Origin of the sequence: Microbacterium sulfonylureivorans (assembly GCF_003999995.1) — a bacterium.
GTDB classification, from domain to species: Bacteria; Actinomycetota; Actinomycetes; order Actinomycetales; family Microbacteriaceae; genus Microbacterium; species Microbacterium sulfonylureivorans.
Genome location: NZ_RJAD01000002.1, coordinates 584,468 through 607,359, shown reverse-complemented (window position 1 = coordinate 607,359; position 22,892 = coordinate 584,468). Strand labels below are relative to the sequence as shown.

Here is a 22,892-nt window from a genome sequence, read left to right as displayed (position 1 = left end):
GGGTCCAGGCTATCGCGGGCCTCGGACGGCAGCGGATGCCCGCGCCCGGGGTGCCGCGGCGGTCGCATGTCGCCGTGCTCGTTTAGGGTGGTGAGTCGTTGTGCGCGGCAGTCGGGGAGGTGCGATGGACGACGAGGCGGTCCTCGACGCCACCCGTGAAGAAGCCCACTTCGGCAGCTTCGCCGCGGAGCATCTGTCGCCGACGTACCCGCAGCGAGCACCCTGGGGAACGGCCCAGCGTCTGCGTGCGTGGCAGGCCGAGGCCCTCGACCTGTACTTCGAGCTCGACGGTCCCGACGGACCCGGCGGCGGCCCTCGCGACTTCCTCGCCGCGGCGACGCCGGGCGCCGGCAAGACGACGTTCGCCCTCCGCCTGGCCAGCGAGCTCCTGCGCCGGCGGATCATCGACCGCATCGTCGTCGTCGCTCCGACCGAGCACCTCAAGACGCAGTGGGCGGATGCCGCGGCCCGCGTCTCGATCCGTCTCGACCCTGCCTTCAGCAACCGTCACTCCGTCCCGGCGAGGCAGTACCACGGCGTGGCGGTGACCTACGCGCAGGTGGCGGTGAAGGCATCCGTCCACCAGCGCCTGATCATGGACGCCCGCACGCTCGTGATCCTCGACGAGGTGCATCACGGCGGCGACGCGCTGAGCTGGGGCGACGCGCTGCGCGAGGCGTACGCCCGGGCGACCCGTCGGCTGCTGCTGTCGGGCACGCCGTTCCGCAGCGACACGGCCCCGATCCCGTTCGTCGAATACCATCCCGACGAGCACGGCATCCGCCTCTCGCGCACCGACTACGCCTACGGCTACCGCCGCGCCCTCGAGGACGGCGTCGTCCGCCCCGTGATCTTCATGGTCTACGCCGGGCAGATGCGCTGGCGCACCAAGACCGGCGACGAGATGGAGGCGCAGCTCGGTCAGGACAACACGAAGGACATCACGTCGCAGGCGTGGCGAACCGCGCTCGCCCCCGAGGGGGAGTGGATCCCCGCCGTGCTGCGATCGGCCGACCGGCGCCTCACCGAGGTGCGCGAACAGGTTCCGGATGCCGGAGGCCTCGTGATCGCGACGGATCAGACCGCCGCGCGCGCCTACGCCGAGATCCTCCGCGAGATCACCGGCGAGGCGCCCACGGTCGTGCTGTCGGACGAGGCCGAGGCCTCGTCGCGCATCGAGACGTTCTCGAAGGACGAGAGTCGTTGGATGGTCGCCGTCCGCATGGTGTCGGAAGGCGTCGACGTGCCGCGCCTGGCGGTCGGCGTCTACGCGACATCCGCCTCGACTCCGCTGTTCTTCGCCCAGGCGATCGGGCGCTTCGTGCGGGCCCGCCGTCGCGGCGAGACGGCGAGTGTGTTCCTGCCGAACGTGCCTCAACTCCTGGCCCTCGCGAACGAGCTCGAGCGGCAGCGCGACCACGCCCTCGACCGCGAGAGCGACGGCGACGAGTGGAACGCCGAAGAGGACATGATGGACGCCGCCGAGCGCGAGGACAAGGCGTCCGATGCGCTCATGGAGGAGTTCGAATACCAGGCTCTGGGTTCGCGCGCTCACTTCGATCGGGTGCTGTTCGACGGCAAGGAGTTCGGGCAGCTCGCGGTGCCCGGCACGCCCGAGGAGGAGGAGTTCCTGGGTCTCCCGGGCCTCCTCGAGCCCGAGCACGTTCACGAGCTGCTGATGCAGCGCCAGGCGCGCCAGGGCCGCCATCGACGCGTGCGCGAGGAGCGCGAGTCGCACGCGCCGGAGGGCGAGGAGCCCGCGCTCCCGCAGGCGCTGCATCGGTCGCTCAAGGAGCAGCGCCAGCTGCTGAACAGTCTCGTGGGGCTCTACGCCCGGCAGTCGGGCGAGGCGCACGGGCTCGTCCACGCCGAGCTGCGCCGCATCTGCGGCGGCCCTGCGGTGTCGCACGCGACCGTCGCCCAGCTGCAGGCGCGCATCGACGTGCTCCGCAAGCGCGTGCACTCCTGATCCGCCGGTGTGCGGACCCGGCGTGGGCGGTCGGGTTCGGAACCCCGAAATGCTGTCAATCCGCGTCTCGGCGGGCTGCGGCATCCGCTCGATGACTAGCGTTGACGCGTTCCTCTGATCCCCCGCCAGGAGGCCTCCCGTGAGCGTGCCCGTCGCCCCCACGTCCCGCGACCGACGTCGCTGGGCGCGATATCTCGTGAACGAGCGCGCGGAGGCGCGCGTCTACCAGGAGCTCGCGGCGCGTCGGGAGGGGGAGGAGCGACACATCCTGCTCGCCCTCGCCGAGGCCGAGGGGCGGCACGAGGCGCACTGGCTCGCTCTGCTCGGCGGCGAGCCCGCTCGCCTGCCCCGTCCCGACATCCGCACGGTGATGCTCGGCTCGATGGCGAAGCGCTTCGGCTCGATCTTCGTCCTGGCCCTCGCGCAGAACGCGGAGGCGCGGTCTCCGTACGACGACGAGCCCTTCGCGACGCCCGCCATGGCCGCCGACGAGAAGATCCATCACGAGGTCGTGCGGGGGCTCGCCGCGCGTGGCCGGCGGCGCCTGTCAGGGACGTTCCGCGCTGCCGTCTTCGGCGCGAACGACGGACTCGTGTCGAACCTCGCCCTCGTCATGGGCGTCGGGGCGACTGGTGTCTCGGCGCAGTTCGTGCTCTTCAGCGGCATCGCCGGCCTCCTCGCCGGTGCGCTGTCGATGGGGGCGGGCGAGTTCGTGTCCGTCCGCTCGCAGCGGGAGCTGCTGGCATCGACCGAGCCGAGCGGTTTCGCAGACCACGTCCTGCCCGATCTCGACCTCGACGCCAACGAGCTCGCCCTCGTCTACCGCACGCGCGGGATGCCCGAGGCCGACGCCCTCGCACGCGCACGACGGGTCGTGGCGACCGCGCAGGCGGCCGATCGTTCCGAGCCCTACCGGCTGCCTGCGGAGGCGTCGGACGAGCACGAGGTCATCGGAGCGGCGTGGGGAGCGGCGCTGTCGAGTTTCCTCTTCTTCGCGTCCGGGGCGATCATCCCGGTGCTGCCCTGGATCTTCGGCCTCTCCGGGCTCCCTGCGGTCGTCGTGGCACTGGTGCTCGTCGGGATCGCCCTGCTCGCGACGGGTGCCGCAGTCGGGCTCCTCTCGGGCGGGCCGCCCCTCCGGCGCGCACTGCGCCAGCTCGCCATCGGGTACGGAGCCGCGCTCATCACGTACGCCCTGGGTCTGCTCTTCGGCGTGTCGGTCGGATGACGGCCACGATTCTTGAAGAGCGCCAGAGTCTGGTAATGTCGTTCCTCGGTTGCGAAACCGAAATCCACCTGCGCGGGTGGCGGAATAGGTAGACGCGCTAGCTTGAGGTGCTAGTGCCCTTTAACGGGCGTGGGGGTTCAAGTCCCCCCTCGCGCACAGTACGAAGAAGGCCCCCGGAAGGGGGCCTTCTTCGTTGAGAGGATAGGTTTGTCGGCATGTCTTCTTCCGACGTCGAGCTCCCCGAAGTCGCCGCCGTCGCGCGTGATCTGATCCGCTTCGACACCACGAACCACGGCGGGGGCCGCGCCGCGGGCGAACGCGAGGCGGCCGAGTACGTGGGTGCGTACCTGTCGAACCTCGGACTCGAGCCCGAGTTCTACGAGCCGATCCCGCGCCGCACGAACGTCATGGCGCGCGTCCCCGGGCGCGACCGGAGCAAGCCGGCCCTCGTCCTGCACGGGCACCTCGACGTGGTGCCGGCGATCGCCGAGGACTGGAGCGTCGACCCGTTCGAGGGCGTCGTCCGCGACGGGATGCTGTGGGGCAGGGGCGCCGTCGACATGAAGGACATGGACGCCATGATCCTCACATCGGTGGGGGCCATCCTCCGCTCGGGGGACCGGCCCGAGCGCGACCTCGTCCTCACCTTCTTCGCCGACGAGGAGAACGGCGGCGTCGAAGGCTCGGCGCTGGTCGTGCAGAACAAGCCCGAGTGGTTCGCCGGGGCCACCGAGGCCATCAGCGAGGTCGGCGGGTATTCGATCGCGGTCGGAGATCGTCGGGCCTACCTCCTGCAGGTCGGTGAGAAGGCCCTCATCTGGATCAAGCTCGTGGCTCGCGGCCGTGCCGCGCACGGGTCGAGCTTCCACGGCGACAATGCCGTCACGAAGCTCGCGGCCGCCGTCGCCGCCCTCGGCCGGACCGAATGGCCGGTCACCCTCACCGATACGACGCGCGAGATGGTGGATCGCCTCGCCGCCCTGACCCGCGGCACGGGCGACGCCGACACGGTCGCAGCAGCGACGGGTGCGGCATCCGGCTTCCTCCGCTCGACCCTGCGGACGACCACGAACCCCACAGGACTGGTCGCCGGCTACAAGCACAACGTCATCCCCGACCGCGCCGAGGCGCTCATCGACGTGCGCGTGCTCCCCGGCACGGAGGACGCCGCCCTGGCCGACATCCGGCAGATCGTGGGCGACGACGTCATCGTCGAGATCGTGCACCAGGACATCGGGCTCGAGGTGCCGTTCTCGGGCGACCTGGTCGACGCGATGGTGTCGGCGCTCGGCCGCCACGATCCGGGCGTTCCGGTCATCCCGTACCTCATGGGAGGCGGCACCGACAACAAGGCGCTGGCCTACCTCGGCATCGCAGGCTACGGCTTCGCGCCGCTGCGGCTTCCCGCCGATCTCGACTTCACCGGCATGTTCCACGGGGTCGACGAACGCGTTCCGATCGACGCGCTGGTGTTCGGCCAGGGCGTGCTGACAGACCTCCTCCGCACGTACTGAAACCCCGGGTTGCCGCAGCGGCATCCCGAAGCGAAAGGCGCCCATGCTCTTCGAGGCGATCATCCTCGGCTTCGTCCAGGGACTGACCGAATTCCTGCCCGTGTCCTCCAGCGCGCACCTGCGCATCCTGGGGGAGTTCCTGCCGTCGGCGCAGGATCCCGGAGCGGCGTTCACCGCCATCACCCAGATCGGCACCGAGGCCGCCGTGGTGCTGTTCTTCTGGCGCGACATCGCGAGGATCATCAGCCACTGGTTCTGGGCGCTCCTCGGACGCATCCCGCGCAACGACCCCGACGCGAAGATGGGCTGGCTCATCATCGTGGGCAGCATCCCGATCGTGGTTCTCGGGCTGCTCTTCCAGGACCAGATCGAGACGACGTTCCGCTCGCTCTGGCTCATCGCCGGCATGCTGATCTTCTTCGGCGTGCTGCTCGGCATCGCCGATCAGGTCGGCGCGAAGAAGCGCAAGCTGCAGGACATCACGGTCCCGCACGGCGTGATCTACGGCTTCGCGCAGTCGCTCGCGCTCATCCCGGGCGTCTCGCGTTCGGGCGGCACGATCACCGCCGGACTCTTCATGGGCTACGAGCGCTCCGCGGCCGCGCGTTACGCGTTCCTGCTGGCGATCCCCGCGGTGTTCGGAAGCGGCTTCTACCAGCTGTTCAAGAGCTGGGACGAGCCGGGCGTCTTCACCCTCGGCGAGACCGCCGTCGCGACGGTCGTCGCCTTCTTCGTCGCCCTGGGCGTCATCGCGTTCTTCATGAACTGGATCTCCAAGCACAGCTTCCTGCCGTTCGTCGTCTACCGCGTGGCGGTGGGCTCGACGCTGCTGGTGCTGCTCAGCATGGGTGTCATCGAGGCGTACTGACGCCTCGACCGCGCTGACGACGGTGGATGCCGCTACCGGCGCGGGTCGTCGCGGCCGGGCTTCGTCGGTCCGTCGCCGCCGCGGCGCAGGTAGCGCTCGAACTCCTGGGCGATGGCGTCGCCGGAAGCCTCGGGGGAGTCCCACGTGTCGCGCGTGCGCTCGAGCTGGCGGATGTACTCCGTCATCTCCTCGTCGTCGGCCGCGGCCGCGTCGATCGACGCCTCCCATGCGGCGGACTCGGTCGCGAGGTCGCCGCGGGGCACCGTCGCGCCCGTGAGGTCCTCCAGGCGGTCGAGGAGGGCCAGCGTCGCCTTCGGCGAGGGCGTGTGGCCTGCGACGTAGTGGGGAACGCTCGCCCAGAGGCTGGCGGAGGGGATCCCGGCGGTGTCGGCCGCGTGGCCGAGCACGCTGAGGATGCCGACGGGGCCCTCGTACGTGCTGCGCTCGAGCTCCAGAGCGGTGCGGAGCGCCTCGTTGTCGCTGCCGGCGAACACCGAGATCGGGCGGGTGTGCGGCACGTCCGACATCATCGACCCGATCGAGAGGAAGCCGGTGATGTCCTCGCGCAGGGCGACGTCGATGAACTCGGTGGCGAAGGCTTGCCATGCGCGAGCGGGCTCCACCCCGGTCAGCAGCCACAGCTGCGTGCCGCCGCGGGTCGTGCGGGTGGGCCTGAGGAGGGATGCCTCCGGCCACTGCAGCGTCCGCTTGCCGTCGCCGTCCGTCGCGATCTGCGGCCTCGTGTACTGGTAGTCGAAATAGAGCTCGGGGTCGACGGAGAACACCGTCTCGTACGTCCCTCCCTCACGCAGCTGCGTGATGGCGGACGACGCGGCTTCGCCGGCGTCGTTCCACCCGTCGAACGCGGCGATGAGCACTCGGCGTCCCAGTCCGTCCACGAGACCTCCTTCACCCGCCGTGCGGGTTCCTTCCAGGATAGGCCCGGTGCGGTCCGTCGGGTCGAGGCCGACCGCGCGCCTCCGCACGCGGGCGCCTCCGGCGGGGACGCGACGCCGCGCTGGGTAGCATGGACCGGTGAGCGCCCCACCACTGTCCGCCGTCCTGTGGGACATGGACGGAACCCTCGTCGACACCGAGCCTTACTGGATGGCGGCCGAGACGCCGCTCGTCGAGAGGTTCGGCGGAACGTGGTCGCACGAGCAGGCGCTGAGCCTGGTGGGACTGGGCCTGGAGGATTCGGCCCGCATCTTCCAGGAGGCGGGCGTCCGCATGGGCGTCCACGCCATCATCGACCACCTGACAGACGACGTGATGGGCCAGCTCTCCGTCACCGGGGTCCCTTTCCGGCCGGGCGCGCGCGAGCTTCTCGCGAGCCTGCGCGACGCGGGGATCAAGACCGGCCTGGTCACGATGTCGATGAGGCGCATGGCGCAGACCGTGGTCGACCTCATCGACTTCGAGGCGTTCGACGTCGTCATCGCCGGCGACGACTCGACGCGCCCCAAGCCCTTCCCCGACCCGTATCTGCAGGCGTGCCAGGCGCTCGGAGTGACGCCCGCCGAGGTCGTCGCGATCGAGGACTCGCCCAACGGGCTGCGCTCCGCGGTCGCGTCGGGCGCGGCGACGATCGGCGTCCCGCTGATGGTCTCGATCGCCGGAGCCGGCGCCCACACCGTGTGGCCGACCCTCGAGGGCCGCACCGCGCAGGACGTGGCATCCTTCCACGCCGAACACCGTGCCAAGGAGGCCGCCCGATGACCGAACGACCCAGCGGACCGTTCCGCCTCGGAGACCGCGTGCAGCTCACCGGACCCAAGGGACGCCTGCACACCATCACCCTGCGCGACGGCGGCGAGCTGCACACGCACCACGGGGTGCTCAAGCACTCCGACCTGGTGGGGCAGCCCGACGGCTCCGTGGTCGCCAACAGCGGCGGGCACGAGTACCTCGCCCTGCGTCCGCTGCTGCGCGACTTCGTGATGTCGATGCCGCGCGGCGCGGCCATCATCTACCCGAAGGACGCGGCGCAGATCATCGCCGAGGCCGACGTCTTCCCCGGCTCGGTCGTGGTCGAGGCCGGCGTCGGGTCGGGAGCGCTGTCGCTCTGGCTGCTGCGCGCGATGGGCGCTGAGGGCCGGCTGGTCTCGTTCGAGCGCCGGCCCGAGTTCGCCGACGTCGCACGGGCGAACGTCGAGACGTATCTCGGAGAGTCGCCCGCGAACTGGGACGTCGTCGTCGGCGACCTGGTGGAGGCGCTTCCGGATGCCGTGGCCCCGGCGTCGGTCGACCGTGTCGTTCTCGACATGCTGGCGCCCTGGGAGTGCATCGACGTCGTCGCTGATGCGCTGACGCCCGGCGGCGTCGTGCTCTGCTACATCGCGACCGCGACGCAGCTGAGCCGCGTGGCGGAGTACATCCGGGCGACGGGACTCTTCACCGAGCCCGATGCGAGCGAGACGATGGTTCGCGGCTGGCATGTCGAGGGCCTCGCCGTGCGTCCCGACCATCGCATGATCGCGCACACCGGATTCCTGCTGTGGGCGCGTCGGCTGGCTCCGGGTGCGGTGCCGCCCGAGGTGAAGCGTCGCGCGTCGAAGTCGAGCTACGGCGACGAGGACGTCGAGCTGTGGACGCCTGGAGCGGTCGGCGATCGTCAGATCACGGACAAGAACCTCCGCAAGCGCGTGCGCGAAGCGCAGCGCGCCGCTGACGGCGCACGGCTCGCAGCGGGCGCGACCGGCGATGCCGCGACGGGCGAGGGCGATCCTTCCGCCTAGACTGTTCCGGTGCGCAAGATCCCCGCTGCCCTCGCGATCCTCGGGCTCGCGACCGTCGGCCTGGCCGGCTGCTCGCTCCCCGGTTCCTCCGACTGCCCCCAGCCGGCCTCCGATGCGGAGCTGCTCGAGCTCGCCCCGGTGAGCGGAGAGTTCGGAGAGGCGCCCGAGGTCGACCTCTACACGCCCTTCCACACGACCGACGGCTCGTGGGCGACCGTCGAGCAGGGCGGCGGAAGCGTCCCGATCACGCGCGACGACCAGCTCGTCGTCCTCGACTTCACCATCGTCTCGGGCGAGACGGGCGAGACGGTCTACGCATCCTCCTATTCGGGAGACCTCTCGAACGTCGTCAGCATGACCGAGGTGGTCCCGACCTTCCCCACCTGGGACTCCGCTCTCGAGTGCGCCACCGAGGGTACGAGGGTCGTCGTGTCGATGGCCCCGGGCGACATGGAGGCCGAGGCCGCCGCGAGTGTCGGCCTGGCAGAGGACGAGACGGCCGTCGCCGTGATCGACGTGCGCAACGTCTACCTCGGCGCCGCCGACGGCGCCGACCAGTTCAACAGCGGCACCGGGCTTCCGACGGTCGTGCGCGACCCCGACGGCCGCCCCGGCCTGATCATCCCCGACGGCGCGGCTCCGACCGATGTCGTCGTGCAGACCATCAAGAAGGGCGACGGTCCCGTCGTCGAGGGCGACGTCCCGGTGCGCGTGCACATGCTCGGCGTGTCGTGGGACGACAAGGAGCAGGTCAAGACGACGTGGGACACCCGCGCGGAGTCGCTCCCGCTCGACGGCGATCCCGTCCTCTCCGAGGCGCTCGTGGGCCAGACGGTCGGATCGCAGGTCATGGTCGTGGTGCCCGCCGATCAGACCGGCACGGATCAGGCGACCGTGTTCGTGTTCGACATCCTGGGCCTCGATCCCGCGACCACCCAGTAGTCGGCGGTTCGGCCGCTCGGGCGGTCGCTCCGGTTCTGCGACTCTAGGATGAGGGAGTGCCCGCCAACGCCCCCGCGAAGTCTCCGCCCGAAGAGAGGCTGGTCAACCTCGTCGTCGCCCTGATGGCGACCGACCAGGGACTGACCAAGGACACGATCCTCACGTCGGTCGCAGGCTATCGCGAGCAGAGCGAGTCGGGTGCGTCGAAGGATGCGCTCGAGAAGATGTTCGAGCGCGACAAGGAGAGCCTCCGCGGGCTCGGCGTCCCCATCGAGACCATCGGCGACTGGGCCGATCCCGACGACCTCCGCGAGGCGCGCTATCGCGTTCCGACAGCCGAGTACGAACTGCCGGAGGACATCGAGTTCACGCCGGCGGAACTGGCGCTGCTCAACCTCGCGGGCGGGGTGTGGAGCGAGAGCTCGATGTCGGATGACGCGCGCAGCGGACTGCGCAAGATCCGAGCGCTCGGCATCCCCGTCGACGAGCCGATCATCGGCTACTCGCCTCGGATCAGCCTCCGCGATCCTTCCTTCCCTGTGCTGCAGCAGGCGATCGAGCAGAGTCGCGTGGCGAAGTTCCCCTATCTCAAGCCGGGCGAGAACGCGCCGCGCACCCGCCGGACGCAGCCGCTCGCGCTCGTGGAGTACGAGGCGCGCTGGCACGTCTTCGGCATCGATCTCGACGCCGAAGGGGATCGGACGTTCCTCCTGTCCCGCATCGTCGGGCCGGTCGTGCTGACCAGGGAGTCGTTCGACCCGTCGCTGCGCGAAGGAGCGGGGGAGCGCGCGCTTCGCGGACTGGAGGAGGTCGCGGCGCGGAGCACGTCGCTGCTCGAGGTCAACCCGGGTACCGAGGCGGCGCTGCGTCTCGCGCGGCGCGCATCCCCGGCCGACCAGGGCATCAGGGTGCCCTTCGTCGACATCCACATCTTCGCCGACGAACTCGCCTCGTACGGACCCGAGGTGAGGGTCGTCGAGCCGGTCGAGCTCCGCGACCAGGTGATCGAGCGACTGGCCGCCGCCCGCGAGCTGAACGGAGGTGCGTCGTGAGCGCCCGTCGCCCGCTTGTCGCGACCGATCGCGCCGCGCTGATGCTGCAGCTCGTGCCGTATCTCATCGGCAAGGGCGAGGTGTCGATCGCCGAGGCCGCGGACGAGTTCGACGTGAGCCCCGAACAGATGCGCTCGATGGTCGAGAAGCTCACCGTCATCGGCCTGCCGGGTGACGGCGGCTACTGGCAGATGGCGAACGACCTGTTCGACATCGACTGGGATCTGCTCGACCAGCGCGAGATCATCGTCATCACGAACTCCGTCGGTCTCGAGCGCTCACCGAAGCTGACCGCGCGCGAGGCCGCGGCGCTGCTCGCGGGTCTTCAGCTCGCGCGGACGATCCCGGGCGTGGGCGACACCGACCTGTTCGCGGGTCTCCTGGCCAAGCTCTCCCGCGGGGCCTCGAGCACCCCCGCCGAGGTCATCGTGGCTCCGGGACCGGTCGACACCGTGCGCGATGCGGTCGCGAGCGCGCTCCGCCGCGGAGTCGCGGTCTCGTTCACCTACAAGGCACCGGATGCTGCGCCGACGACGCGCACGGTCGATCCCGTCAAGGTTCACATCGCGGACGGCCAGTGGTATCTGCAGGGCTGGTGCCACCTGCGGGAGGCCATGCGCACGTTCCATCTCGACCGGGTGAGCGACCTCGAACTGACGGACATCCCCATCACGCACGCGGGGGAGCCCGCCGCGGGCTGGTTCGAGTCCGGCGAGGGCGACGTGGTCGCTCGCATCCGCTTCCCGGAGACCGAGGGCCGACTCCTCGGCGACTACCTCGACCGTGCCACGGTCGAGACATCCGGTGACGTCTCGGTCGCGACGATGCGCGTTGCCGACGAGTTCAGCCTGCGGCGGCTCGCGGCGCGCCAAGGCGGCGCGGTCGAGATCCTCGAACCGGCGGCGGCGCGACGGGCGGCGGCCGAATGGGCCGAGTCCGGCCTGGCTCAGTACCGCTGACGCATCACCAGGAGTTCGCCTCGCAGACACCGCCGCGTCTGCCGGAGGGTTACACTGAATCCGGACCCGCCGAAAGGAAATCGACATGCTGCAAGGCCTCACAGGGTGGCACTTCCTGATCATCCTCGCTGTGATCCTGCTGCTGTTCGGCGCGGCGAAGCTGCCGGCGCTGGCCAAGAGCATGGGTCAGTCCGCTCGCGTCTTCAAGGGTGAGATGAAGGCGATGAAGGACGACGACACGTCCAAGACCGACGTCACGTCGGCCGGAACCGCCTCTTCCGTCGAGGCCCCTTCCACAGAGGTGCGCACCGACGCGGGCGGAACCACCGAAACCAAGTCCTGACTCCGCCGTGGAGACGGCGGAACCGCCGCGCGTAGGAGCATCCCCGACGCGGCGTGAAAAGCGCATGTCGCTGGGCCAGCATCTGGTCGAGCTTCGCAAGCGCCTGATGTGGGCGGCCCTCGCCCTCATCGTCGGCATGGTGGTGGCGTTCTTCATCACGGACTGGGTGATCGTGCTGATCACCGAGCCACTGCGCGTGGTCGCCGAGACCAAAGGTCAAGAGGGCAAGGTCGAGCTGATGTTCGACACCGTGACGTCGGGCTTCGACCTCCGATTGAGGATGTCCTTCGCGATCGGCATCCTGATCTCGGCGCCGATCTGGATGTGGCAGATCTGGGCGTTCGTCATGCCCGGGCTCACCCGCAAAGAGGTGCAGTACACGATCGGCTTCCTCGCCGCAGCGATCCCGCTGTTCTTCGCCGGATGCTACGTCGGCCTGGTGATCATGCCGCACATCGTCGAGCTCATGGCGACGTTCGTTCCCGAGGGCGCCGCCTCGTTCTATCAGGCGGCGTACTACTACGACTTCGTCTTCAAGCTGCTGATCGTGGTCGGAGTCGCGTTCGTGCTGCCGGTGTTCCTCGTCGCCCTCAACTTCGCAGGCGTGATGTCGGGTCGCGCGATCCTCAAGGGATGGCGCGTCGCGGTCATCGTCGCCGTCGTGTTCTCGGCGCTCGCGACCCCTTCGGCAGACGTCGTGAGCATGCTGATGCTCTCCGGCATCATGGTCGTCCTCTTCTTCGCCGCCGCAGGCGTGTCCCTGCTGTTCGATCGGCGCAGGGCCAAGCGCGATGCGCTGATCCTGCCCCCCGAGGCGAGCGTATGACGGACGCCGGTCACGCCGAGCGGTACGCGCGAGCGCGTGCGTCCGCCGACCTCGACCGGAGTCATCCGATCACCGCGTCGTTCGCGGCCTCCCAGCGGTTCACCCTCGACGACTTCCAGGTAGCGGGCTGCCGCGCCCTCGAGGAGGGTCGCAGCGTCCTGGTCGCCGCGCCCACGGGGGCGGGCAAGACGATCGTCGGCGAGTTCGCGGTGCACCTCGCGATGCGCGAGCCGGCGGTCGACGGTCATGGCGACAAGGCCTTCTACACGACGCCGATCAAGGCCCTGTCGAACCAGAAGTTCCGCGAGCTGCAAGACGTCTACGGCGTCGACGAGGTCGGACTGCTCACCGGCGACACGAACATCAACGGCAACGCGCGCATCGTCGTGATGACCACCGAGGTGCTCCGCAACATGCTGTACGCGGACTCGCCGGCGCTCCGAGGCCTCCGCTACGTGGTGATGGACGAGGTGCACTATCTCGCCGACCGCTTCCGGGGCGCCGTGTGGGAGGAGATCATCATCCACCTCCCGCCGGCGGTGAAGCTCGTCTCCCTGTCGGCGACCGTCTCCAACGCCGAGGAGTTCGGCGACTGGCTCGACACGGTCCGTGGCGACACCGAGGTCGTCGTGTCGGAGACGCGGCCGGTGCCGCTCGAGCAGCACGTCCTGGTGCGGGGCGATCTGCTGCCGCTCTTCGACGACCGCGCCGGGATCGCGACCGCGCAGGTCAACCAGGAGCTGATGCGGATCCGGTCGTTCAAAGGCGCGAACTTCGAGCGCAACAGTCGCGTGCAGGCGGGCAACAGTGCCCGGCACGCGGGGTACGAAGCATCCCGCCGCCGCCCGAACCGCGGCGGCAAGCGCCCAGTGCGGGCGGCGAACGTGCAGCGGATCGAACGCCTCGACCGGCCCGACGTCGTCGAGCTGCTCGCCAGGGCGAACCTGCTGCCGGCGATCTTCTTCATCTTCAGCCGTGTGGGGTGCGACGCCGCCGTCCAGCAGGTGCGCCGCTCGGGCGTTCGGCTCACGTCGCAGGAGGAGCGGCTCGAGATCCGCGGCATCGTCGAGGAGCGCACGCGCTCCCTCCATGACGAAGATCTGGCGGTGCTCGGCTACTACGACTGGCTCGACAACCTCGAGCGCGGCGTCGCCTCGCACCACGCGGGCCTGCTGCCGGCGTTCAAGGAGGTCGTCGAGGAGCTCTTCCAGCGGAAGCTGGTCAAAGTCGTGTTCGCCACCGAGACCCTCGCCCTCGGCATCAACATGCCCGCGCGCACCGTCGTGCTCGAGAAGCTCGAGAAGTTCAACGGCGAGGCCCGTGTGGCCATCACGTCGGGGGAGTACACGCAGCTCACCGGACGCGCCGGCCGACGCGGGATCGACGTCGAGGGGCATGCCGTCGTCCAATGGACGGAGGGACTCGATCCCCAGGCCGTCGCCGCGCTCGCGTCTCGACGGACGTACCCGCTCAACTCCAGCTTCCGACCGACCTACAACATGGCCGTCAATCTCATCGATCAGTTCGGCCGCGCCCGAGCCCGCGAGATCCTCGAGTCGTCGTTCGCGCAGTTCCAGGCCGACCGCGCCGTCGTCGGGCTCGCCCGCCAGGTGCGGGAGCAGGAGGAGTCCCTCGCGGGCTACGAGAAGGCGATGACCTGCGATCGCGGCGACTTCACGGAGTACTCCGCGATCCGCCGTGATCTGAGCGACCTCGAGAAGCTCAACCGCAAGGACGCGAACGCCTCGCGGTCGACCCGAGACAAGCGCCACCGCGAACTCGGGGTGCTCCGGCGGCAGATGCAGCGGCATCCCTGTCACTCGTGCCCCGACCGCGAGAACCACGCCCGGTGGGGCGAGCGCTATTGGCGTCTCAAGCGCACGATCGACAAGATGCGTCAGCAGATCGACACCCGCACGGGCACGGTGGCGCGCATCTTCGACCGCGTCGTCGATGTGCTCGGAGAGCTCGACTACGTGCGCATCGCCGATGACGGTGCGACGAGCCTGACTCCCGCGGGGCGCACGATGCGACGCATCTACGGAGAGCGGGATCTGCTCGTGGCCGAGTCGCTGCGTCAGGGACTGTGGAACGAGTTGGATGCTGCGTCTCTCGCCGCTCTCGCGTGCTGCGTGGTCTACGAACCCCGGCGCGACGACGGCGGCCCCGGCGAGCGTGGCCTTCCACGCGGGGCGTTCCGCGCGGCGTTCACCGAGACGCTCGAGCTGTGGCAGCGTCTCGACGACCTCGAGCAGGAGCACCGGCTGCCCGGGTCCGAGCCGATCGCGGCCGGACTCGCCCAGGCAATGCACTCCTGGGCCCGCGGCGCCCCGCTCGAGCGCGTCCTCGTGGAGGCCGACATGGCGGCGGGCGACTTCGTCCGCTGGTCGAAGCAGACCATCGACCTGCTCGACCAGCTCTCGATCGTGGCAGACGCTTCGCTGGCGTCCACGGCGCGGAAGGCCCTCGAGTCCGTGCGCCGCGGCATCGTCGCGTACTCGGCCGTCTGACAGCGGCCGCCCAGTCTCGGCCGCTTAGGGTATTCACGTGCCTCTCGCCGCCGCGCCGCGCCCGCTCCTGCCCCTGTGGGCCGCCGTGCTCGTCTCGATCGTGGGCGGCGTCGTCCTCGACCTGGCCTATCCGTCGCTCGGCTGGTGGCCGCTCGCGTTCGTCGGGGTGGGGCTCTCGCTCATCGCGCTGATCGGCCGCTCGGCGTGGAGCGCCCTCCTGGTCGGCTTCGTGTTCGGCGCGACGTTCTACCTCGTCCACATCATGTGGATCACGCGGTACCTCGGGCTCGTTCCGTGGTTCGCCCTCGCGGGCCTCGAAGCGATCTTCATGGCGGTCGGATCGATCCTGCTGACGCTGGTGTACCGATGGATGCCGCGCCTGTTCCCGTCGCGCTGGGCAGCGCTGATCGCGACGCCGCTCCTCGTCGCCGGGATCTGGACCGCACGGGAGCTGTTCATGGGGTCATGGCCGTACACGGGGTTCCCGTGGGCGCGCATCGGGATGAGCCAGTCCGAGAGCCCGCTCGCCCAGGTCGCGTCGTGGACCGGCGTGGCGGGCCTCACGTTCCTGATGGTGGCCTTCACCGCCGCCGCGATCGAGTGGGTCCGGATCGGTCGGCTCCGCGACCTCAGAACGGCCCTGCCCGCGCTCAGTGCGGCTGCCGTCCTCCTGCTGGTCCCCGCCTTCCCCACGACGGCCGCCGGCACGCTGACGGTCGGCAGCGCGCAGGGCAACGGGCCGTCCGGCTACTTCGATCCTCGCGAGCGCAACGACGTCCTGCGCGCGCAACTGGAGGCATCCGCTCCTCTTCTCGGCGAGGATCTCGACGTGCTGCTCTGGCCCGAGGGCGGGCTCGACTCCGACCCGCTCACGAACGAGGGCACCGCGCGCACGCTCGACGCGCTGTCGGAGCGGGTGGATGCTCCGCTCATCGTCAACGCCGCGACGACGCGCGGCGACGACACGTTCAACACGTCGATGCTGTGGGTCGCGGGCGAGGGCGCCGTGCAGATCCACGACAAGACCAACCCGGTGCCCATGGGGGAGTACGTCCCTGACCGATGGTTCTTCGAGGCGCTGGCTCCAGACCTCATCGGCCTGATCCAGCGCGAGTACACGCCGGGCACCAACCCGCCGTTCTTCGACCTCGAGGGCATCGGGGTGGGGCTCGCGATCTGCTTCGACGTGATCTACGACGAGGTCATCTGGACCGGCGCGCAGGACGGCGCACAGGTGTACATGTTCCAGACCAACAACGCCGACTTCCGCGACACCGACGAGAATCTGCAGCAGCTCGCCTTCGCGCGCATGCGTGCGGTCGAGACGGGGCGATCGGTGGTCAACCTCTCGACCGTCGGAACGAGTCAGGTCATCGCGCCGGACGGAACCACGATCGACGGACTTCCGGCCGGTGAGGCAGGGCACATGCTCACCGAGGTCCCGCTCCGTACGGGCCTGACGCCCGCGGTGCTCGCCGGGCCGTGGGTCCAGGCGGTCCTGGGATGGGGAAGCCTCATTCTGCTCGTCGGGCTCGGCATCGCCGTCGGCGTCGGCACGCGCAGGGATGCGAAAACGCCGGCCCCCGCGGGGACCGGCGTCGCACAGGCTGACTGAGTCGTCAGGCGCTGATCTTGTCGAGCGAGACGTCTTCGCCGGCGCCGCGACGCGCGCGGACGTAGGCGAGACGCTCTTCGAGGAGCTCTTCGAGCTCGGGGAGCGTGCGGCGCTCGAGCAGCATGTCCCAGTGGCTGCGGGGGACCTTGTCGCCCGAGTGGTCGACGGTCGCGGTGCCCTCGCCGACGCGCCGGAGCGCCTCTGCACCACACGTGCGGCACTCCCACGCCGGGGGAACCTCGGCGTCGGCCGCGAAAGTCAGGTTGGTGTCACGTCCGCACACCGTACACGTGTACGTGTGCTGTGCACGCTCATGGAACACGACGCCCTCTTCGCTCTGTAGGCTCTGGGCGCCGAGCCGGATGCCGCGCAAGCTGCGGTCTGCCATTTTGTGGTCCTCTCGTCGCTGTACAGGTATAACGAAGCCACCTGTGCGGATCATCCGAACGGCGGCTGTTCACCTCCCATTCACAGTGGATGCACAGCGGGGATGACGTATCCGCGCGTGCGCGGCCGAGCGGCCGTCATCCCAGCGTGCGCAGCGCCAGGTCGGCCCGATCCGTCACGATGCCGTCCACTCCCAGCGCGACGAGTCTCCCCATGTCGGCCGGGTCGTTCACCGTCCAGACGTGGACCTCCACACCATGCCGATGCGCGGCGGCGATCAGACGGGGAGTGACCACGCGCAATCGTCCCTGACGCTCCGGCACCTGCAGGGCGTCGACGCCGGCGAGCGCCCGTCGCACGAGGCGGTCGGACCGCATCGCGACGGCGGCAAGCAGTCGGGCGATCGTCGCCGATCCTGCGGAAGTCGCAGGGATGATCCCCGTGCCCGCGGCGGCAGCCGCGACCGACAGGGCCATGCGCCGGCGCTCGTCGGAGAAGCTCGTGAGGAGCACACGTTCACCGTGACGGGCGACGGCGCGCCCGACGGGCTCCGCCGCGGCGGCGGCCTTCACATCGAGGTTGAACTTCACGGTGGGGAACGCGTCCAGAGCCTGATCGAGGGTGATGAGGCCGCCGCGGCCCGACATCAGGCTCTCGAGCTCGGAGGACGAGACGTCGGCGACGAGCCGGGGATCGCCGGTGACGCGGGACAGATCGTCGTCGTGGAACAGCACGACGACTCCGTCCGCGGTCAGATGGCAGTCCGATTCGACGTATTCAGCACCGGCGGAGTGGGCTCCGGCCACGGCGGCGAACGAGTTCTCCTCGACGCCGTGCGCGGCATCCTCCGCCGTCACCAGTCCCCGGTGGGCGAGGACCCTCGGCGTCCGGGCGCCCTCGAACCAGGGGTGGGTCACGGAGTGGGAGGCTCGACAGCCGGGCGGGTCTCCTGCGGCCGGCTCCTCGCCGCGCCGTCGACGGTGGCGCCGAGGAACGACCCGCTCAAGCCCTTGAGCGCCTCGGTGAACTCACTCGGGATGATCCAGAGCTTGCTCGACGCGCTGTCGGCGATCTTGGGAAGCGTCTGCAGGTACTGGTAGGCGAGGAGCTTGTCGTCCGGATCGCCCGCGTGGATGGCGTCGAAGACGACCTGGATCGCCTCGGCCTCGCCCTGGGCGCGGAGCACAGCGGCCTGCTTGTCGCCCTCGGCCTTGAGGATCTCGGCCTGACGCTGGCCCTCGGCCGTCAGGATCGCGGACTGCTTCGTGCCCTCGGCGGTCAGGATGAGCGCACGACGGTCGCGCTCCGCGCGCATCTGCTTCTCCATCGAGTCCTGGATGCTGTGCGGCGGGTCGATCGCCTTGAGCTCGACGCGCCCGACGCGGATGCCCCACTTGCCCGTCGCCTCGTCGAGGACGAGACGGAGCTGGCCGTTGATGTTGTCACGGCTGGTGAGGGCCTCTTCGAGGTTCAGACCGCCGACGACGTTGCGGAGCGTGGTCGTGGTCAGCTGCTCGACCGCGCCCAGATAGTTGGCGATCTCGTAGGTCGCCGCGCGCGCGTCTGTGACCTGGAAGTAGACGACGGTGTCGATGGAGACGACGAGGTTGTCCTCGGTGATCACCGGCTGCGGCGGGAACGAGACGACCTGCTCGCGCATGTCGATCAGCGGGCGCAGGCGGTCGATGAACGGCACGAGGAGGTTCAGTCCCGGCGACAGAGTCTTGTGGTACCGCCCGAGCCGCTCGACGATGCCTGCGCTCGCCTGCGGGATGATCCGGATCGAGCGGACGATCACCACCAGGACGAAGATGAAGACCGCGACGGCAAGGAGCCACGCGATGGTCGTGGGGATGATGGCGTCGACGTCGCTCATGCGCGAGGGTCCTCCGGGGGGGATGCGATCGGGTCGGTGGCGCGGACGACGGCGGTCGCGCCGTCGATGCGGATGACGTTGACCGGGATGCCGGGCTCGAGCTCGCCGGTCTCGGTGCGGGCCGTCCACAGGTCGCCGTTGGCGAGCTTCACCTGGCCGCCATGGGCGCTGACGGTCGACACGACGCGACCGCGGAGGTCGATCAGCGCATCGACGTTGGACGGAGTCGGGTCTTCGCCGCGGCGGAGGCGCCGCAGGAGCGGCGGGCGGAGGAAGAGGACGAGCACGGCGGCGACGGCGGCGGCGACGATCACCTGGAGCCAGATCGGCGCCCCGAGGAGATCCGCCCCGAGGCCGGCCAGGCCGCCGATGCTGAGCATCAGGAAGGTGAAGTCGAGCGTGAGCATCTCGATGACCAGGAAAGCCAGGATCAGCACCAGCCATCCGATCCACGCCCACTGCTCGACGGTCTGGATGAACTCCACGCTGCGCCTCCTTTTCCTTCGAACCTAGCAGGTAGGGTCGAGGGCGTGACTGAGACATCCACCACGCTTCCCGCCGGCTCGCTGAGCGGCAGAACCGCCCTCGTGACCGGCTCCTCGCGCGGCATCGGCGCCGACACGGCGCGCTATCTCGCCGAGGCGGGGGCGAACGTCGTCATCAACTTCCGCAACAAGGCGCCGCGCGCCGAGAAGCTCGCCGCACAGCTCCGCGAACTCGGTGTGGAGGTCCTCGTCGTGGGCGCCGACCTGACGGACGGCGAGTCCGTCCAGGCGATGTTCGACGAGGTCGGTCGCACCTTCGGCGGGCTCGACATCCTCGTGCTGAACGCGTCGGGAGGCATGGAGTCGGGCATGGCCGAGGACTACGCGCTGCAGCTCAACCGCGACGCGCAGGTCCGGGTGCTGGAGACCGCGCTGCCGCTCCTCCGCGACGGCTCGCGTGTGGTGTTCGTGACGAGCCACCAGGCCCACTTCATCCGCACGACGCCCACGATGCCCGAGTACGAGCCGGTCGCGCTGTCGAAGCGCGCCGGCGAGGACGCCCTCCGCGAGCGCATCCCCGCGCTCGCCGAGCGCGGGGTGGAGTTCGTCGTCGTCTCCGGCGACATGATCGAGGGCACGATCACAGCGACTCTGCTGGAACGCGCCAACCCCGGCGCGATCGCGGCCCGCCGCGACGACGCCGGCAAGCTCTACAACGTGTCGGAGTTCGCGGCCGAGGTCGCCGCAGCGGCACTCGACCCGGTGCCCGCCGACAACACCCGTCTGGTCGGCGACACGAGCTCGTTCGCGGGGGAGTGAGCGTGCGCGCCCACGACATCGAGAAGCTCGTCTCGGTCGGAAGGCCCGTCATCGCGCCCGACGGCTCGTTCGCCGTCTTCGCGACCTCGCGCCCCGATCTCGTCGCGAATCGCGGCGTCGGCCAGCTCTGGCGTGTCGATCTCCCGGGAGGCACGCCTCGGCGCCTGACGCGTGGCACGGCGGACGTCGGTCCTCGCCTGTCTCCGGACGGTCGCACCGTCGCGTTCGTCCGCGGCGACGCCAAGAGCAAGCCGCAGGTCTGGGTGATCCCCGCGGCAGGCGGCGAGCCGGTGCAGGCCACAGACGCCGTCCTGGGCGTCGAGGGCTTCGCGTGGTCGCCCGACGGGCGCACGATCGCGTTCGTCGCGCGCGTGCCCGAGCAGGGTCGCTACGGCAGCGTGGAGGGGCTGGATGCCTCGGCCGAGGCTCCGCGGCGCATCACAGGCATCCGGTGGCACGCGAACGGCCTCGGGTATCTGGCCGACCGCCCGGCCCACGTCTTCGTCGTGGCGGCGCCGACGACCGACTCCGAGCCGTTCTACGAGCCCGCGCCCGCGGTGCGCCCGGAGGGGGAGACGCCCCCGAAGAAGCAGCTCGTCGCCGCCGAGGCGCGGCAGCTGACGACAGGATCCGCCTCGTACGCCGGGCTCGTCTTCACCGCCGACGGTGCCGAGGTCCTGGCCGCCGTCGACGAGATCGAGCCCGCGAAACGCGATCTCCGCACGCGCGTCGTCGCGATCGCCGTCGACGGATCGGGCGAGCGAGAGGTGCTCGGCGTCGCGGCGGGACTGTCGCTGTACGGTCTCGAGGTCGCCGGGGACGGTGCGATCGCCCTCCTCGGCCACGAGGTGGGCGACGAAGGCATCGACTTCATCGCACCCGGAGTCGGGCTGTGGCTGCTCGACGATGGCGGACCGCGACGACTGACCGACGCCGAGTCGATCGATCTCGGCGAGGTCGGCAGCCACATCACCCCTGTCGGAGACGACTTCCTCGTGCAGGACCGCACGCGCGGGCGCGTGCGCCTCGTCCGGGTGTCGCGCGCAGGGGAGCTGACGGAGGTCCTCGGCGGCGACGTAGAGGTCGCGGGTCATGCCGCCGTCGGCGGTCGGATCGTCGTCGCCGCCGCGCGGCCCGACTCGTATGGCGAACTCCTGGTCGTAGAGAACGGTGAGGTGGGCGCGCTGACCGCGTTCGGCGCCGGGGCCGCGGCATCCGGAATCGTCGCTCCTCGCGAGCTCACCGTCGACGGCCGAGACGGCTACCCGGTGCACGGCTGGGTCGCCACGCCTGAGGGCGACGGGCCCTTCCCGGTGATCCTGCAGATCCACGGCGGGCCGTATGCCGCATACGGCATTCACCTGTTCGACGAGACGCAGGTCCTCGTGGACGCCGGGTATGCCGTCGTCTACAGCAACCCCCGAGGGTCCGCCGGCTATGGGCGCGCGCACGGGCGCAGCATCCGTCAGGCGATGGGCACGGTCGACTTCGCCGACGTGATCGACTTCCTCGACGGGGCGGTCGCGGCCGACGAGCGGCTCGACGGCGATCGCGTCGGCATCATGGGCGGCTCGTACGGCGGCTACCTCACCGCCTGGGTGATCGCGCACGACCACCGGTTCGCGGGCGCGATCGTGGAGCGCGGGTTCCTGGATCCGGCGACGTTCCAGGGCACCAGCGACATCGGCACGTTCTTCGGCGACGAGTACGTCGGCGTCTCTGCCGATGACATCGCGCGGCAGAGCCCGATGGCGGTCGTCGATCAGGTCACCACGCCGACGCTGGTCATCCACTCGGAGCTCGACTTCCGCTGCCCGCTCGAGCAGGCTACGCGCTACTACGCCGCGCTCAAGCGGAGCGGGACGGAAGCCGAGATGCTGGTCTTCCCCGGCGAGAACCACGAGCTCACCCGATCGGGGCAGCCGCGTCATCGCGTCGAGCGGTTCGACGCTGTCCTCGACTGGTGGACGCGCATGCTGCCCGTGGCATGAGGCCGCTCAGCGCATGAGGAAGGGCCCCGGGATTCCCGGGGCCCTTCGACATCGGCGTCAGCGGATCAGGCCGTCTTCCGCCCGAAGGTGAAGGCACGGACCACGTTGATGATTCCGAGGACGATCAGCGCGATGCCGAGCAGCCACCAGAGCACGACGGCGCCCCACAGCGGCGAGAACACCAGGTAGAGACCGGCGATGATGCTGACGATCGCGAAGAAGATCGACCATCCCTTCGATGCGGCGTCGCCGAGCGTCGACAGTGCGACGATGCCCTCGACGATCCACAGGATGCCGACGAGGATCGCGATGAAGACCGCGAGCCAGGCCGCGGCCTGCGTCGAGTTCACGAGCGCGATCACACCGGCGATGATGAAGAGGATGCCGAGCGCGATGTGGCCGACTCGCGCCCATCCGCCCTTGTTCTTCGAGAAGATCCCGAGACCGGCGTAGACGAGGCCCGCGGCGATCGCGTACAGCGCGATCACCCAGGTGACGACGACGGCCGCCCCGACGGGCTGGAACACGATGAAGAGTCCGGCGATGACGGCGAGAACGCCGCCCACGCCGAGCGCAGTGCGGATGCCGTTGACGGCCGACTTCTCGGCCGCGGATTCTGTGGACATGCGAGGTGTCCTTTCTGGGAGTTTGCTGTTAACGGGCGGCTAAAGCCTAGACCCCAACTCGAAGAACCCGGTGCTGAACACTGTGTGTCGCGTGACGTGCTCCGAAGTGTCCATTCTGTTCTCGCGCTGGACGGCGGGTGCGCG

General features: G+C 69.9%; 21 protein-coding genes and 1 tRNA gene. 16 read left to right on the top strand and 6 right to left on the bottom strand.

Features of this window, described 5'->3' with window-relative positions:
* The first annotated feature begins 124 nt into the window (after positions 1-124).
* From EER34_RS12410 to EER34_RS12390, 5 genes are all read left to right on the top strand, one after another.
* The gene (locus tag EER34_RS12410; protein WP_127475245.1) at positions 125-1,969 is read left to right on the top strand and encodes a DEAD/DEAH box helicase; all 1,845 of its coding nucleotides are present in this window, start codon (positions 125-127) and stop codon (positions 1,967-1,969) included.
* Between the two features lie 139 nt (positions 1,970-2,108).
* A complete protein-coding gene (locus EER34_RS12405) occupies positions 2,109-3,197 on the top strand; it encodes a VIT1/CCC1 transporter family protein (protein ID WP_127475244.1) in 1,089 nt (362 codons plus the stop codon).
* A gap of 70 nt (positions 3,198-3,267) precedes the next feature.
* Positions 3,268-3,353 (top strand) — tRNA-Leu (locus EER34_RS12400).
* Between the two features lie 59 nt (positions 3,354-3,412).
* The gene (locus tag EER34_RS12395) at positions 3,413-4,711 is read left to right on the top strand and encodes a M20/M25/M40 family metallo-hydrolase (protein ID WP_127475242.1); all 1,299 of its coding nucleotides are present in this window, start codon (positions 3,413-3,415) and stop codon (positions 4,709-4,711) included.
* A gap of 43 nt (positions 4,712-4,754) precedes the next feature.
* Positions 4,755-5,579 (top strand): undecaprenyl-diphosphate phosphatase, encoded by an 825-nt coding sequence (locus EER34_RS12390; protein ID WP_127475240.1) that lies wholly within the window; start codon positions 4,755-4,757, stop codon positions 5,577-5,579.
* Between the two features lie 32 nt (positions 5,580-5,611).
* On the opposite strand, the gene EER34_RS12385 is transcribed toward EER34_RS12390, so the two are convergent.
* Positions 5,612-6,478, bottom strand: a complete 867-nt coding sequence (locus EER34_RS12385; RefSeq protein ID WP_127475238.1) for a PAC2 family protein — start codon at positions 6,476-6,478, stop codon at positions 5,612-5,614.
* Between the two features lie 172 nt (positions 6,479-6,650).
* On the opposite strand from EER34_RS12385, the gene EER34_RS12380 reads away from it, so the two are divergent.
* From EER34_RS12380 to lnt, 9 genes are all read left to right on the top strand, one after another.
* The gene (locus EER34_RS12380) at positions 6,651-7,298 is read left to right on the top strand and encodes an HAD family hydrolase (protein ID WP_164743562.1); all 648 of its coding nucleotides are present in this window, start codon (positions 6,651-6,653) and stop codon (positions 7,296-7,298) included.
* The gene (locus EER34_RS12375) at positions 7,295-8,317 is read left to right on the top strand and encodes a tRNA (adenine-N1)-methyltransferase (RefSeq protein WP_127475235.1); all 1,023 of its coding nucleotides are present in this window, start codon (positions 7,295-7,297) and stop codon (positions 8,315-8,317) included. Before EER34_RS12380 ends, EER34_RS12375 begins: the two co-directional genes overlap by 4 nt.
* A gap of 9 nt (positions 8,318-8,326) precedes the next feature.
* Complete coding sequence (locus EER34_RS17515) at positions 8,327-9,259, top strand: FKBP-type peptidyl-prolyl cis-trans isomerase (protein WP_164743550.1); 933 nt, start codon at positions 8,327-8,329, stop codon at positions 9,257-9,259.
* 56 nt (positions 9,260-9,315) lie between these two features.
* Positions 9,316-10,311 (top strand): helix-turn-helix transcriptional regulator, encoded by a 996-nt coding sequence (locus EER34_RS12365; protein ID WP_127475233.1) that lies wholly within the window; start codon positions 9,316-9,318, stop codon positions 10,309-10,311.
* Entirely contained in the window at positions 10,308-11,270 is a 963-nt protein-coding gene (locus EER34_RS12360) for a helix-turn-helix transcriptional regulator (RefSeq protein WP_240642307.1), read from the top strand. Before EER34_RS12365 ends, EER34_RS12360 begins: the two co-directional genes overlap by 4 nt.
* 85 nt (positions 11,271-11,355) lie before the next feature.
* Positions 11,356-11,613 (top strand): Sec-independent protein translocase subunit TatA, encoded by a 258-nt coding sequence (gene tatA / locus EER34_RS12355; RefSeq protein WP_127475232.1) that lies wholly within the window; start codon positions 11,356-11,358, stop codon positions 11,611-11,613.
* A 64-nt stretch (positions 11,614-11,677) separates the two neighbouring features.
* Entirely contained in the window at positions 11,678-12,439 is a 762-nt protein-coding gene (tatC, locus tag EER34_RS12350) for a twin-arginine translocase subunit TatC (protein WP_127475230.1), read from the top strand.
* Positions 12,436-14,949 carry a DEAD/DEAH box helicase gene (locus tag EER34_RS12345; RefSeq protein WP_127475228.1) on the top strand — a complete coding sequence of 838 codons (2,514 nt, stop codon included), beginning with the start codon at positions 12,436-12,438 and terminating at the stop codon, positions 14,947-14,949. The genes tatC and EER34_RS12345 overlap by 4 nt, the downstream gene beginning before the upstream one ends.
* 37 nt (positions 14,950-14,986) lie before the next feature.
* Positions 14,987-16,564: an apolipoprotein N-acyltransferase gene (gene lnt / locus EER34_RS12340; RefSeq protein WP_127475226.1), complete on the top strand. Its 1,578-nt coding sequence runs from the start codon at positions 14,987-14,989 to the stop codon at positions 16,562-16,564.
* A gap of 4 nt (positions 16,565-16,568) precedes the next feature.
* On the opposite strand, the gene EER34_RS12335 is transcribed toward lnt, so the two are convergent.
* The 4 genes from EER34_RS12335 to EER34_RS12320 form a co-directional block, all read right to left on the bottom strand.
* A complete protein-coding gene (locus EER34_RS12335; RefSeq protein WP_127475224.1) occupies positions 16,569-16,952 on the bottom strand; it encodes an RNA polymerase-binding protein RbpA in 384 nt (127 codons plus the stop codon).
* Between the two features lie 136 nt (positions 16,953-17,088).
* Positions 17,089-17,868, bottom strand: coding sequence for a glycerophosphodiester phosphodiesterase family protein (locus EER34_RS12330; protein ID WP_127475223.1), 780 nt, complete (start codon positions 17,866-17,868; stop codon positions 17,089-17,091).
* Positions 17,865-18,827: an SPFH domain-containing protein gene (locus tag EER34_RS12325; RefSeq protein WP_127475221.1), complete on the bottom strand. Its 963-nt coding sequence runs from the start codon at positions 18,825-18,827 to the stop codon at positions 17,865-17,867. The genes EER34_RS12330 and EER34_RS12325 overlap by 4 nt, the downstream gene beginning before the upstream one ends.
* Entirely contained in the window at positions 18,824-19,312 is a 489-nt protein-coding gene (locus EER34_RS12320; protein ID WP_127475219.1) for an NfeD family protein, read from the bottom strand. Before EER34_RS12320 ends, EER34_RS12325 begins: the two co-directional genes overlap by 4 nt.
* Positions 19,313-19,357: 45 nt before the next feature.
* Here EER34_RS12320 and EER34_RS12315 point away from each other — a divergent pair, with 45 nt between their 5' ends.
* Positions 19,358-20,131: an SDR family oxidoreductase gene (locus EER34_RS12315; protein WP_127475217.1), complete on the top strand. Its 774-nt coding sequence runs from the start codon at positions 19,358-19,360 to the stop codon at positions 20,129-20,131.
* Between the two features lie 2 nt (positions 20,132-20,133).
* Positions 20,134-22,122: a S9 family peptidase gene (locus EER34_RS12310; RefSeq protein ID WP_127475215.1), complete on the top strand. Its 1,989-nt coding sequence runs from the start codon at positions 20,134-20,136 to the stop codon at positions 22,120-22,122.
* A 65-nt stretch (positions 22,123-22,187) separates the two neighbouring features.
* Here EER34_RS12310 and EER34_RS12305 read toward each other — a convergent pair whose 3' ends face one another.
* A complete protein-coding gene (locus EER34_RS12305) occupies positions 22,188-22,748 on the bottom strand; it encodes an HdeD family acid-resistance protein (protein WP_127475213.1) in 561 nt (186 codons plus the stop codon).
* Positions 22,749-22,892 lie beyond the last annotated feature (144 nt).

Bases quoted from the DNA above. Each gene is read 5' to 3' on its own strand.
- EER34_RS12410 (WP_127475245.1), top strand. From the start codon at position 125: ATGGACGACGAGGCGGTCCTCGACGCCACCCGTGAAGAAGCCCACTTC.
- EER34_RS12395 (WP_127475242.1), top strand. From the start codon at position 3,413: ATGTCTTCTTCCGACGTCGAGCTCCCCGAAGTCGCCGCCGTCGCGCGT.
- EER34_RS12390 (WP_127475240.1), top strand. From the start codon at position 4,755: ATGCTCTTCGAGGCGATCATCCTCGGCTTCGTCCAGGGACTGACCGAA.
- EER34_RS12380 (WP_164743562.1), top strand. From the start codon at position 6,651: ATGGACGGAACCCTCGTCGACACCGAGCCTTACTGGATGGCGGCCGAG.
- EER34_RS12375 (WP_127475235.1), top strand. From the start codon at position 7,295: ATGACCGAACGACCCAGCGGACCGTTCCGCCTCGGAGACCGCGTGCAG.
- tatA (WP_127475232.1), top strand. From the start codon at position 11,356: ATGCTGCAAGGCCTCACAGGGTGGCACTTCCTGATCATCCTCGCTGTG.
- tatC (WP_127475230.1), top strand. From the start codon at position 11,678: ATGTCGCTGGGCCAGCATCTGGTCGAGCTTCGCAAGCGCCTGATGTGG.
- EER34_RS12345 (WP_127475228.1), top strand. From the start codon at position 12,436: ATGACGGACGCCGGTCACGCCGAGCGGTACGCGCGAGCGCGTGCGTCC.
- EER34_RS12335 (WP_127475224.1), bottom strand. From the start codon at position 16,952: ATGGCAGACCGCAGCTTGCGCGGCATCCGGCTCGGCGCCCAGAGCCTA.
- EER34_RS12325 (WP_127475221.1), bottom strand. From the start codon at position 18,827: ATGAGCGACGTCGACGCCATCATCCCCACGACCATCGCGTGGCTCCTT.
- EER34_RS12305 (WP_127475213.1), bottom strand. From the start codon at position 22,748: ATGTCCACAGAATCCGCGGCCGAGAAGTCGGCCGTCAACGGCATCCGC.